Here is a 12,282-nt window from a genome sequence, read left to right on the forward strand (position 1 = left end):
AGGGAGAGGAGGGGCGGGGGGAAGGGAAGGCGCACGGGGGAGGGGGCACGGGGGTGGGGGCAACCCCACCGGCACCGTCCGAGGAACCCCATGGCGCCCGGTCGGACGGACGGGCAGGCTTGCCCTCATGAACGCGCCCGTATCCCCTGGTCACACCGCCGCCGCCGGAGCCCGCCGGGCAGCCGGCCCGGACGACGAGGCCGACCGGCTGCCGCGGCCCACCCTCGGCTTCCCCGCCCCGACCTGGCGGGAGATCGGCTATCTGCTGGCGAACCTGCCGGTGTCCGTACTGACCTTCACCTATGTCTCGGTGTGGCTGTACGCGGGCGTGCTGACCTCGATCACGGTCATCGGGCTGCCGCTGCTCGCCCTCGGGCTGAGCGGCAGCCGGGTCGTCGGGCGGTACGAACGCCTCCGTGCCCGCCGCATGCTGGCGGTGCACGTGGACGAGCCGAGCCCGCTCCCCCGCCGCAAGAGCGGCGGCCTGCTGGGCCGGCTGTGGACGAGCCTGAAGGACCCGGTCGCCTGGCGGGCCACCCTGTACTCCGTCATCCGGCTGCCGTGGGGCGTGCTGACCTTCACCGTCGTCATCACCGCGCTGTTCGTCGCGTGGCCGCTGCTCGGGTGGATCGCCCGCGGCCTGGGGAACGTGGACCGGGCCATGGTGCGCTGGCTGCTCTCCCCGTCCGACGAGCTGGAGCGGCGGATCGCCGAGCTGGAGTCGGACCGGGGCACCGTGGTGGACACCGCCGCCGCCGACCTGCGGCGCATCGAGCGCGACCTGCACGACGGCGCGCAGGCCCGGCTGGTGGCCCTCGCCATGGGCCTGGGGCTGGCGAAGGAGAAGCTGCTGGAGGACCCGGAGGCGGCGGCCCGGATGGTCGACGAGGCGCACGGCGAGGTGAAGCTCGCCCTCCAGGAACTCCGCGACCTGGCCCGCGGCATCCACCCCGCGATCCTCACCGACCGGGGCCTGGGCCCCGCCCTGTCGTCGGTGGCCGGCCGGTGCACGGTGCCGGTGCGGGTCGCGGTGGAACTGCCGGAGCGGCCCGCCGCGGCCATCGAGGGCATCGCCTACTTCACCGTCTCCGAGCTGCTGCAGAACATCAGCAAGCACAGCGGGGCCCGCCGGGCGGAGGTCGAGCTGTGGCGGTCGGAGGACCGGCTGCTGATCCAGGTCCGGGACGACGGCCAGGGCGGGGCGGCGACCAGCGGCGGCAGCGGGCTGGCCGGCCTCTCCGAACGGCTGGGCTCCGTCGACGGGCTGTTCGTCATCGACTCCCCGCCGGGCGGCGGCACATCGGTCACCGCCGAACTGCCCTGGCGCGACCGCAGCACCGACGACCGTCCGGTACGGAGCTGACCGGCACCGGAGACCACCCGCAGCCGAGCCCGCCCGGCACCGACGACCACCCGGTACGGAACCGACCCGACGCCGGAGACCACCCGCAGCCGAGCCCGCCCGGCACCGACGACCACCCGCAGCCGAGCCCGCCCGACGCCGACGACCACCCGGTACGGAACCGACCCGGCACCGACGACCACCCGGAGCCGGGCCCGCCCGGAGCCGGCGCCCAGGCCGCCCCGCCGTGCCTCGCACCGCCCCGCCATGCCCCACCGGGGCGCGGCGGGGCACGCCCCTGTCCGGGCCCGGGATCCCGAGCCCGGACAAGGCCCGGGATCCCGCCGGCCCGGGCACCGGACGCCGCCCCGGCCACCGCGCCCCGCCCGGACCCACTCGGCCCCCGCCACCGCGGACCGGCCCCGCGGGGCATGGCGCCGGCACGCCGGGGTCGTGGCGGAGGTACGCCGGGGTCACGGCGGAGGCGCCCAGGGCTCGTGCCAGAGGCACCCGGGACTCACGGCAGAGGTACCCCGGAGTCGTGCCAGAGGTACCCCGGGGGGCGTGCCCTGGTACCCCCGGGGGTAGGGCTAGCCCCCCTATGAAGACGCCTACCGGCCATATGGTTCCGCCCGGCCGTTTCCCGGAGCCTGGTGGTACGAACAGCGGATCCCCATGCGGAGGACGGACGGAGACAATGGCCAGCGCATCAACCGGATACGGCTCGGAGCCGCGCAGACACGTGGTGCCCGCAGGGCTGCGCGCTCCGTTCGAGGCCCGCGCCTGGCGCGAGCTGCTCTACATCCTCATCAGCCTCCCGATGGCCGTGCTGTCCTTCAGCTACGCGATCACCATGCTGGCCCTCGGGGTCGGCCTGCTGGTGACCTTCCTCGGCATCCCGGTGCTGGGCGCGGCGCTGGCGGGCTGCCGGGCGCTGGGAGCGGTGGAGCGGGCCCGGGCCCGGGCGCTGCTCCGGCTGGACGTCGCCGCCCCCGAGCCGGTGCTCGTCCGCAAGGGGAAGGACGGCAGCCGCGGACCGATCGCCTGGATGGGCGCGATACTCCGCAGCGGCACCTCCTGGCGGCACGCGCTGTACTCCGTCATCAGCTTCCCGTGGGCCGTCTTCAGCTTCGTGGTGGCCGTGGCCGTCTGGACGTACGGCTGGGCGATGCTCACGTACCCGCTGTGGCACTGGGTCTTCCCCCGGTACACCGACACCCCGGGGTTGCAGCTGTACGGCGACGGGAACGGCGACGGCTTCTACCTCGACTCGTCCCTGGAGCTGGCCGCCACCTGCGTCGTCGGGGCACTGCTCGTGCTGGCCGGCCCGTGGATCAACCGGTTGCTCACCCAGGTGGACCGGCTGCTGGTGTCCGGGCTGCTCGGCCCCTCGCGGCTGGCGACCCGGGTCTCGGAGCTGGAGTCGGACCGGGGCACCGTGGTGGACACCGCCGCCGCCGACCTGCGGCGCATCGAGCGCGACCTGCACGACGGCGCGCAGGCCCGGCTGGTGGCCCTCGCCATGGACCTCGGGCTGGCGAAGGAGAAGCTGCTGGAGGACCCGGAGGCGGCGGCCCGGATGGTCGACGAGGCACACGGCGAGGTGAAGCTCGCCCTCCAGGAACTCCGCGACCTGGCCCGCGGCATCCACCCCGCCATCCTCACCGACCGCGGCCTGGGCCCCGCGCTGTCCGCCCTCGCGGCCCGCTGCTCGGTTCCGGTGCACGTGGTGGTGGACATACCGGAGCGGCCCGTCCCGGCCATCGAGGGCATCGCCTATTTCACCGTCTCCGAGCTGCTGCAGAACATCAGCAAGCACAGCGGGGCCCGCCGGGCCGGGGTGGATGTGTGGCGGTCCGACGGCCGGATCATGCTCCAGGTCACCGACGACGGCCACGGCGGCGCGGACACCACGTCGGGGTCCGGGCTGGCCGGCCTGGCCGAGCGGCTGGACGCGGTGGACGGGATCCTCGTGGTCGACTCGCCGCCGGGCGGGCCGACGACGATCACCGCCGAGCTGCCGTGGCGGGTCTGAGCGGCCGGTGACCGAGGGGGTGGCCCGGTGGCATGATCGCCCGGCCGCCGGGCCGACCGGGCGACGCCATGGTGCGGAGCGCCACGATCGCCCTCGCCTCGCACCACGTACGTCCAAATCCTGGAATGCTGTTCCCCACGAATCGAAAACTGGGGGGGAACGCAAACCGTGGAGGACAAGGTGCGGGTGGTCATCGCCGAGGATTCGGTACTGCTCCGGGAAGGACTGACCCGGCTGCTCACCGATCGCGGCCATGACGTGGTCGCGGGTGTCGGGGACGGCGAGGCGCTGCTGAAGGTGGTGCGGGAGTTCGCCGACCAGGGACAGCTGCCGGACGTGGTGGTGGCGGACGTGCGGATGCCGCCGACGCACACCGACGAGGGCGTGCGGGCGGCGGTCCGGCTCCGGCAGGACCACCCGGGGCTGGGCGTCCTGGTGCTGTCTCAGTATGTGGAGGAGCAGTACGCCACCGAGCTGCTGGCCGGCAGCAGCCGCGGTGTCGGGTACCTGCTCAAGGACCGGGTCGCTGAAGTGCGGGAATTCGTGGACGCGGTGGTGCGGGTGGCGGATGGCGGCACGGCTCTGGACCCGGAGGTGGTGGCGCAGCTGCTGGGCCGCAGCCGGAAGCAGGACGTGCTGGCCGGTCTCACTCCCCGGGAACGGGAAGTCCTCGGTCTGATGGCCGAGGGACGCACGAATTCCGCTATTGCCAAACAGCTGGTGGTCAGCCACGGCGCGGTCGAAAAGCACGTCAGCAACATCTTCCTCAAGCTGGGCCTGTCACCCAGTGACGGGGACCACCGCCGGGTGCTCGCGGTGCTGACCTATCTGAATTCCTGACTTCCGGCACGAACCGAGCCGCGATCGGTCATCGTTCGGTGGAGGGCAGGTCGTAGTACCGAAGACCGATCGAGCAGTGTCGGTGGAGTGGTGACCGGGGGGAAGCGCAGAGCATGGCAAACCGTGACATATGGGTAGCCGACCGCGTCGTCCATCATGTGATCTGCCCAGGGAAGGTCACCCTTACCGACGTACGATGGCGGCGGGACAACCGGTCGGCACCGATGTCCACGAATCGCCGCCTCTAGGAGGTCCGAAGCAGTGACCAGCCAGGTCAGTAGCCCGGCCGAGCAGGCCGAACCAACCGAGCAGCAGGGCGGGCGATCGCTCGCGGGGGGACAGCGGCCGGACGGCGGGGTGAAGGAGGTCCGTCGGCTGGACCGGGTGATCATCCGGTTCGCGGGGGACTCGGGTGACGGTATGCAGCTCACGGGTGACCGGTTCACCTCGGAGACGGCGTCGTTCGGTAATGACTTGTCGACGCTGCCGAATTTCCCGGCGGAGATCCGGGCGCCTGCCGGGACGTTGCCGGGTGTGTCGAGTTTCCAGTTGCATTTCGCCGATCACGACATTCTCACTCCCGGTGACGCGCCGGATGTGCTGGTGGCGATGAACCCGGCGGCGTTGAAGGCGAATCTGGGCGATGTGCCGCCGGGTGCGGAGATCATCGTGAACACCGATGAGTTCACCAAGCGTCCGATGGCGAAGGTGGGCTATGACAGCAGTCCGCTGGAGGACGGGTCGCTGGCGGCGTGGCGGGTGCATCCGGTACCGCTGACGACGCTGACGGTGGAGGCGCTGAAGGACTTCGGTCTGAGTCGGAAGGAGGCCGAGCGGAGCAAGAACATGTTCGCGCTGGGCCTGCTGTCGTGGATGTACCACCGTCCGACGGAGGGGACCGAGGCGTTCCTGCGGAAGAAGTTCGCGAAGAAGCCGCAGATCGCTGAGGCGAACGTGGCGGCGTTCCGGGCGGGGTGGAACTTCGGTGAGACGACCGAGGATTTCGCGGTGTCGTATCAGGTGGCGCCGGCGAAGTCGGCGTTCGCCGCGGGGACGTACCGCAACATCTCGGGGAACCTCGCGTTGTCGTACGGGTTGATCGCGGCGGCGCGGCAGGCGGATCTGCCGTTGTATCTGGGGTCGTATCCGATCACTCCGGCTTCGGACATCCTGCACGAGTTGTCGCGGCACAAGAACTTCGGGGTGCGGACCTTCCAGGCGGAGGACGAGATCGCGGGGATCGGGGCGGCGCTGGGTGCGGCGTTCGGCGGGTCGCTGGCGGTGACGACGACGTCGGGGCCGGGGGTGGCGCTGAAGTCGGAGACGATCGGGCTGGCGGTGTCGCTGGAGCTGCCGCTTTTGGTGGTGGACATCCAGCGTGGCGGGCCGTCCACGGGGCTGCCGACCAAGACCGAGCAGGCGGATCTGCTGCAGGCGATGTACGGGCGCAACGGTGAGGCGCCGGTGCCGGTGGTGGCTCCGTGCACCCCGGGTGACTGTTTCGACGCCGCGCTGGAGGCGGCGCGGATCGCGCTGGTCTACCGCACTCCGGTGTTCTTGCTGTCTGACGGGTACCTGGCCAACGGTTCGGAACCGTGGCGGGTGCCGGAGGTGGAGGAACTTCCGGATCTGCGGGTGCGGTTCGCCACCGGGCCCAACCACACCCTCCCGGACGGGGTGGAGGTGTTCTGGCCCTACAAGCGGGACCCGCAGACCCTGGCCCGGCCGTGGGCGGTGCCGGGCACCCCGGGGCTGGAGCACCGGATCGGCGGGATCGAGAAGCAGGACGGCAGCGGGAACATCTCCTACGACCCGGCCAACCACGAGCACATGGTCCGCACCCGCCAGGCCAAGATCGACAACATCGCGGTACCGGACGTGGTGGTCGACGACCCGGACCGGGCCCGGACCCTGGTGCTGGGCTGGGGCTCCACCTACGGGCCCGTCACCGCCGCGGTCCGGCGGCTGCGCGCGCAAGGGGTGGCGGTGGCCCAGGCCCATCTGCGGCACCTCAACCCCTTCCCCGCCAACCTGCCCACCGTGCTGGCCGGCTTTGACAAGGTCGTCATCCCGGAGATGAACCTCGGCCAGCTGGCCACCTTGATCCGCGCGAAGTACCTGATCGACGCCCGCAGCTACACCCAGGTCAACGGCATGCCGTTCAAGGCCGAACAGCTCGCCACGGCTCTGAAGGAGGCCATCGATGACTGAGGCCACGACCACCCCCACCACACCCACCGCCCCCACCGTCCCTGTCACTCCTGTGGCCCCCGAGGACACCACCGCCACCACCGCCACCAGCGCCGCCGCCGCGGCCGCCGGCGTGGCGACCGGCGTGGCGACCGGAACGCCCGCGGTGACCGGTGTGACGGCGGGTGCGGGTGCGGGTGCTGGGGGTGGGGGGCTGTTGTCGCTGGTGCCCAAGGCCGAGGCGAAGCAGTCGATGAAGGACTTCAAGTCCGACCAGGAGGTGCGCTGGTGCCCGGGCTGCGGTGACTACGCCATCCTCGCCGCCGTGCAGGGGTTCATGCCCGAGCTGGGCCTGGCGAAGGAGAACATCGTCTTCGTCTCTGGGATCGGCTGCTCCTCCCGGTTCCCGTACTACATGAACACCTACGGGATGCACTCCATCCACGGGCGGGCTCCGGCCATCGCCACCGGACTGGCCTCCTCCCGGCGGGACTTGAGCGTGTGGGTGGTCACCGGCGACGGTGACGCGCTGTCCATCGGCGGCAACCATCTCATCCACGCCCTGCGGCGGAACGTGAACCTGAAGATCCTGCTGTTCAACAACCGGATCTACGGGCTGACCAAGGGCCAGTACTCGCCCACTTCCGAGGTCGGGAAGATCACCAAGTCCACCCCGATGGGATCGCTGGACGCCCCGTTCAACCCGGTGTCCCTGGCGATCGGGGCCGAGGCCGGTTTCGTGGCCCGCACCATCGACTCCGACCGCAAGCACCTCACCTCCGTGCTCCGGCAGGCCGCCGACCACCCCGGCACCGCGCTGGTGGAGATCTACCAGAACTGCAACATCTTCAACGACGGGGCCTTCGAGGCACTGAAGGACACCGAACAGGCCAAGGAAGCGGTCATCCGGCTGGAACACGGCCGGCCCATCCGCTTCGGAACCGACCAGGACAAGGGCGTCGTCCGGGACCGGACCACCGGCGACCTGAAGGTCGTCACCGTCACCCCGGACAACATCTCCGACCTGGTGGTCCACGACGCCCACAACCCCTCCCCCACCAACGCCTTCGCCCTCTCCCGCCTCGCCGACCCCGACACCCTCCACCACACCCCGATCGGCGTCTTCCGCGACGTCGAACGCCCCGTCTACGACACCCTCATGGCCGACCAGCTCGACGCCGCCGTCGAACAACACGGCAAGGGCGACCTCGCCGCCCTCCTCGCCGGCAACGACACCTGGACCGTCGTCGGCTGAGCCGAGCCGGTCCTGGTGGACCGGGATATGACACCGCGCCCGGCCGGGAACTCCCCCGGCCGGGCGCGGTGTTCTCCGCCGTCCGCCGGCGCGCACGGCCGCGTCACCCGCCGGCGGAGGCCGGGTCCGGCCTTCGGCCGCCGCTCCGGCCGGTCCGCCCCTCCCGGCCGGGTCAGGCCGCGGCGCCCTTCCTGAAGACCTCGAAAAGGCTGGTGAAGCTGGAGTCGGCGTGGCCGGCCGCCACTCCCCGCCGGAAGATGTCCAGCACCGCGGCCGGCAGGGCGGCGTCCACCCCGGACGCCCGGGCGGTGTGCTCGACGTGCTCGACGCTGGCCACGCCCATGGCGAGCCGGTCCACGTCGCCCGGGTGCTCCCCCGCGTCGATCCGGGACGTGTAGAACTCCAGGAACTGCGGCATGCTCGTCATGGTCGCCACCGCATGCGGCAGGAGTTCCGCGGCCTTGATGCCGTTGGCGTCGGCCACCGCGAGCGCGTGCAGCCAGCTGAGCATCGAGGTCCAGAACATGTCCATGCCGAGCTGGTAGTACAGAGCCGCCAGGCCCGGGTCCGCGCCGCGGTAGTCGGCACCGGTCAGCACCTCCAGCGTCCGCCGGTGCGCGTCGAACACCTCCCGGGGGCCGCTGTAGAAGGTGGCGGACGCCGCGTCGCCGATGCCGGACGGCGGCACCTGCACTCCCCCGGTCAGATGCCGGGCGCCTCGCTCGGCGAACCAGGCCGCCGCTTCGCGGGCCCGGTCCGGGGTGTCCGAGCTGAGGTTGACGATCACCCGCCCGGCCAGGCTCTCCTGGACCGGCTCCAGAAGCGCGTACATCGCGGCGTAGTCGGTCAGGCTGAGGACCACCAGCTCCCCCGCGCCGAGCGCCTCCCGCACCGTGGCGGCACGTATGGCGCCCTTCGCCACCAGGTCGTCCGCCTTGCTCGCGGTCCGGTTCCACACCGTCACCCGGTAGCCCTCGCCGAGAAACGCGTTCACCATCGCCTGACCCATCGGGCCCAGTCCGATCACCGTCACTGCCTGCGCACCCATGGCGCACCCCTCTCTAGAACGAACGCTCTATCCAGTCTCGCGGGAACAACGTAGCACAGCGCTGTAACGAACGTTCTACTCGGTACACTCAGAGGGTGGAGAAGATCGCAGAGCAGGAGACGGCCCCGGACCAGGCCCCGGAGAGCAACCTCGGCACCCGGGAGCGGGTGGTCCGCGCGGCTTCCCGACTGATGCAGCGGCAGGGCTACGACGGCACCGGGATCAAGCAGATCTCCAAGGAGGCCGGAGCCACCCTCGGCTCCGTCTACCACTTCTTCCCCGGCGGGAAGCAGGAGCTGGCGGTCGCCGCGATCCGCCACGGCGAACGGGAGTTCGCCGAGGAACTGGCCGGGAACCTGCGGAGCGAGGACGATCCGGCCCAGGCGGTCCTCGCCTGCACCCGCCGGCTCGCCGAGAGCCTGCGGGCATCCGACTGGGTCGACGGCTGCCCCGTCACCTCCACCGCACTGGGGACGGCGGGCCGCCTCCCGGACATCCAGCAGGCCGCCGCCGAGGCGTTCGCCCACTGGCGGCACCTGGTCTTCGAGAAGCTCCACCAGGCGGGTATCGCCGAACCCGACGCCCATGAACTGGCCCACACGGTGATCAGCACCCTGGAGGGGGCCGAGCTGGCCGCCCAGGTCTCCCGGGACGAGCAGCCGCTGCTCACGGCCGGCCGCCATCTGGCGCGGCTCATCGACCTCTACCGCGCCCCTGCCCCCACCGCCTGACCCGCAGCCCGGTATGCGGCTCTTTCGCCGCCCCCACCGCCTGAGCCGCCACCCGGTATCCGCCGCGCCGCCGCCTGACCCGCAGCCCGGTTTCCGATCTCTTCGCCACACCCACCGCTTGACCCGCAGCCCGGTATCCGCCGCGCCGCCGCCTGTCCCCCAGCCGGCATCCGGCACCCCTCCGCCGCCGCCGACGGGAAGGCACGTTCCCCCGGCGCGGCGCCGGAAGGGCACGTTCCCGGCGCGGCCGGCACCGTCCCACCGAACCGCACTCCTCCACGTCACGGAAGGAGTACGCTCCGTCGCGACGCCGGAGCAGGGGCGGTTCCACAGGAGGCATGGTGCGGGCCACGGCAGTCGGCGACGTGATCGCCGACCGGTACGTTCTGCATGAGCTCATCGGCCGGGGCGGCATGGGCAGCGTATGGCGGGCGGAGGACACCGGGCTGAACCGCCCGGCCGCCCTGAAGTGCGCGCGGACCGAGGACCCGCGCTCCACCAGACGACTGCGCAGAGAGGCGAGCATCGCCGCCCAGTTGCACCACCCGCACATCGTCACGGTCTTCGACATCCTGGCGGCCGGACCGGAGTGCTGGCTGGTCATGGAGTACGTACCGTCCCGCAGCCTGGCCCAGCTGATGAAGGACGAGGGCCGGTTGGCACCGGAGCGGGTCGCGGCGGTCGGCCGGCAGATCGCCGACGCGCTGGCCCATTCCCACGCCCGGGGCGTGGTGCACGGCGACATCACCCCGGAGAACATCCTGATCACCGAGGAACACGTCGCCAAGCTGACCGACTTCGGCATCTCCCGCGCGCTGCGCCAGGACCTCGCCCACAGCTTCACCGGAGGACTGCGCGGCAAGCCGCGGTATCTCCCCCCCGAGGTGGCGAACGGCGCGGAGGCGACGTTCCGCTCCGACATGTTCGGACTGGGCGCGTCGTTGTACGCGGCGGTCGAGGGCCGGTCCCCCTACGGTGAGGCCGACGATCCGGTGGCCTATGTGTGCCGGGCCGCCCAGGGCGACGTGGCCCCGCCGGAACGGGCCGGTCCGCTCACCGAGCCGCTGCGGGCGCTGCTGTCACCGGACCCCGGGGAGCGTCCCGACGCCGTGGCGACGCGGAGCGCCCTGGCGCGGATCACCCCGCCCGCGCCGCGGATGCCGAAGCCGCCCACCGGCCTCGCGCCCGCGGCGCCACGGGCGGCCGGCCGGCCGTCCCGGCTGCTCGGCCCGCGCCGCCGCGCCCCGCACACCGGCTCACCGTCCACCACCTCCCAGATGGCGGGCCGCCCGAACACCCCCGCCGACGCGCCGGCCCCCGCCGACGGGCCGGCCCCCGCCACGGGAGCGGCCTCCGGCGGGGAACCGGCCCGGGACGGAGTGTCTGCCGGCCGCCGTCCGGCCGCCGCCCGGCGCCGGCTGATGCTCGCCACCGCCGCCCTCACCGCCACCGCGCTCGCCGCGGTGACCACGATCGTGTTACTCGACCGCGACCGGCCGGACGGCGGGGGCACCCCCGGGGCGTCCGGGGCGGCACGCCACCCGGCATCGCCGCCCGCGTCACCGGGCGGCGGACCGGAGGCGCCCGGGGTCACGGGCGCGGCTGCCACCCTGGGCGACCCCGGCACCGCCGACCCCTGCGGCCTGCTCGACGTGCCGGTGCTGGAGCGCTTCGGGGACGCCGAACTCGTCACCGACTTCGGGGCGTTCGACAGGTGCGACGTCCTGATCACGGTCGGCGGCGAGACGGTCGCGGACGTCCGGCTCAACTTCGCCAACGACCCGGTCGAGCCGGGCTCCCAGGTGCGCGTCCGGCGGGTCGGCAAGGTCACGGTCGCCGAACCACCGCGGAACGGCGACTCCTGCGACCGCAACCTCGGCCTCCGCGACGGCCGGCAGATCTGGATCACCGCGGAGCGGGAGGGCCGCCCGGCTCCCGACGTGTGCGAGCTGGCCGGTGCCGCCGCCGACCACGCGGTGCGGAAACTCAACCGCGGCCCGGTTCCCCGGCGCCCCTCGCCCCTCCCCGCCGGTTCGCTGGCCCATCTGGACGCCTGCGGGCTGCTGGACGCCGCCGCGCTGCGGAAGGCGACCGGCCACCACCCGGGGCGTCCGGACCCGGGCATCGCCGACTGGGACTGCACCTGGCACCTGGGCTCCGCACACCGCACCGTCGAGCTGGACTTCGACCGCGACGCCGGGCTGGGGCCGGAGGACGGCCGGCCCACGACGCTGGCGGGCCGCAGGAGCTACGTGGAACCGGAGGACGGCGGCCAGAACCTCTGCGTCGTCCGCACCGAGCACCGGACGTACCAGAACATCGAGGACCGGCGCACCACCGAGCTGGTGATGCTCACCCTGTCCGGCCCCGCCTCCCCCGAGCGCCTCTGCGAGCAGGCGGAAGCCCTCGGCGCCACGGTCGCCGCCCACCTGCCGCAACGCTGACCCCGGACGCGCAACCCTGACACCGGCCGGGAACCGGCGGCGGGCGGGAACCCGGGCGCCGGGCGGCGGGCCGGTCAGCGGGGCCGGAGGGCGGGCCGGACCGGGGATCCGAGTGCGGGCCGGAACGTGGATCGGACCGGGGCCGGGAGGCGGGCCGGGGCCGGGAGGCGGGCGGCGGGCCGGGGCCGGGAGGCGGGCGGCGGGCCGGGGCCGGGAGGCGGGCGGCGGGCCGGGCGGTGGGCGGGCCGACCCGGGAACCTCCGCGGCCCCGGGGTTCCGCCGACCCACACATCGTCATGACCGTCTTTGCCATACGGAAATGACATCCGGCTGGTCCGGCGCTACCGTCGACAAATCGCCGACATGCGGCGCGCCGCCGCCGGCCCAAGGGGAGGTC

Annotated in this window: 8 protein-coding genes; 7 read left to right on the forward strand and 1 reads right to left on the reverse strand. The window is 72.9% G+C overall.

Features of this window, described 5'->3' with window-relative positions:
- Positions 1 to 127: 127 nt before the first annotated feature.
- From ACH4B3_RS05420 to ACH4B3_RS05440, 5 genes are all read left to right on the forward strand, one after another.
- Positions 128 to 1,363 (forward strand): sensor histidine kinase, encoded by a 1,236-nt coding sequence (locus ACH4B3_RS05420; protein ID WP_398461359.1) that lies wholly within the window; start codon positions 128 to 130, stop codon positions 1,361 to 1,363.
- A 676-nt stretch (positions 1,364 to 2,039) separates the two neighbouring features.
- Entirely contained in the window at positions 2,040 to 3,377 is a 1,338-nt protein-coding gene (locus ACH4B3_RS05425) for a sensor histidine kinase (RefSeq protein ID WP_398461360.1), read from the forward strand.
- A gap of 180 nt (positions 3,378 to 3,557) precedes the next feature.
- On the forward strand, positions 3,558 to 4,217 hold the full coding sequence (locus ACH4B3_RS05430; protein WP_398461588.1) for a response regulator: 660 nt from the start codon (positions 3,558 to 3,560) through the stop codon (positions 4,215 to 4,217).
- Between the two features lie 261 nt (positions 4,218 to 4,478).
- Positions 4,479 to 6,428, forward strand: coding sequence for a 2-oxoacid:acceptor oxidoreductase subunit alpha (locus ACH4B3_RS05435; protein ID WP_398461361.1), 1,950 nt, complete (start codon positions 4,479 to 4,481; stop codon positions 6,426 to 6,428).
- Positions 6,429 to 6,660: 232 nt separating this feature from the next.
- Positions 6,661 to 7,662 (forward strand): 2-oxoacid:ferredoxin oxidoreductase subunit beta, encoded by a 1,002-nt coding sequence (locus tag ACH4B3_RS05440; protein WP_398461589.1) that lies wholly within the window; start codon positions 6,661 to 6,663, stop codon positions 7,660 to 7,662.
- Positions 7,663 to 7,834: 172 nt separating this feature from the next.
- Here the strand turns inward: ACH4B3_RS05440 and ACH4B3_RS05445 are convergent, their stop codons facing one another.
- On the reverse strand, positions 7,835 to 8,710 hold the full coding sequence (locus tag ACH4B3_RS05445) for an NAD(P)-dependent oxidoreductase (RefSeq protein WP_398461362.1): 876 nt from the start codon (positions 8,708 to 8,710) through the stop codon (positions 7,835 to 7,837).
- A 95-nt stretch (positions 8,711 to 8,805) separates the two neighbouring features.
- On the opposite strand from ACH4B3_RS05445, the gene ACH4B3_RS05450 reads away from it, so the two are divergent.
- Together ACH4B3_RS05450 and ACH4B3_RS05455 are read left to right on the forward strand one after the other, a co-directional pair.
- Complete coding sequence (locus tag ACH4B3_RS05450; RefSeq protein WP_398461363.1) at positions 8,806 to 9,441, forward strand: TetR/AcrR family transcriptional regulator; 636 nt, start codon at positions 8,806 to 8,808, stop codon at positions 9,439 to 9,441.
- Between the two features lie 341 nt (positions 9,442 to 9,782).
- Positions 9,783 to 11,885: a serine/threonine-protein kinase gene (locus ACH4B3_RS05455; RefSeq protein ID WP_398461364.1), complete on the forward strand. Its 2,103-nt coding sequence runs from the start codon at positions 9,783 to 9,785 to the stop codon at positions 11,883 to 11,885.
- The last annotated feature ends 397 nt before the right edge of the window (positions 11,886 to 12,282 follow it).

Source organism: Streptomyces sp. NPDC018031, assembly GCF_044327625.1.
Lineage (GTDB): Bacteria > Actinomycetota > Actinomycetes > Streptomycetales > Streptomycetaceae > Streptomyces.

Excerpts from the sequence above, each read along its gene's own strand:
- ACH4B3_RS05445 (WP_398461362.1), bottom strand. The coding sequence starts at position 8,710 with ATGGGTGCGCAGGCAGTGACGGTGATCGGACTGGGCCCGATGGGTCAG.
- ACH4B3_RS05420 (WP_398461359.1), top strand. The coding sequence starts at position 128 with ATGAACGCGCCCGTATCCCCTGGTCACACCGCCGCCGCCGGAGCCCGC.
- ACH4B3_RS05425 (WP_398461360.1), top strand. The coding sequence starts at position 2,040 with ATGGCCAGCGCATCAACCGGATACGGCTCGGAGCCGCGCAGACACGTG.
- ACH4B3_RS05440 (WP_398461589.1), top strand. The coding sequence starts at position 6,661 with ATGAAGGACTTCAAGTCCGACCAGGAGGTGCGCTGGTGCCCGGGCTGC.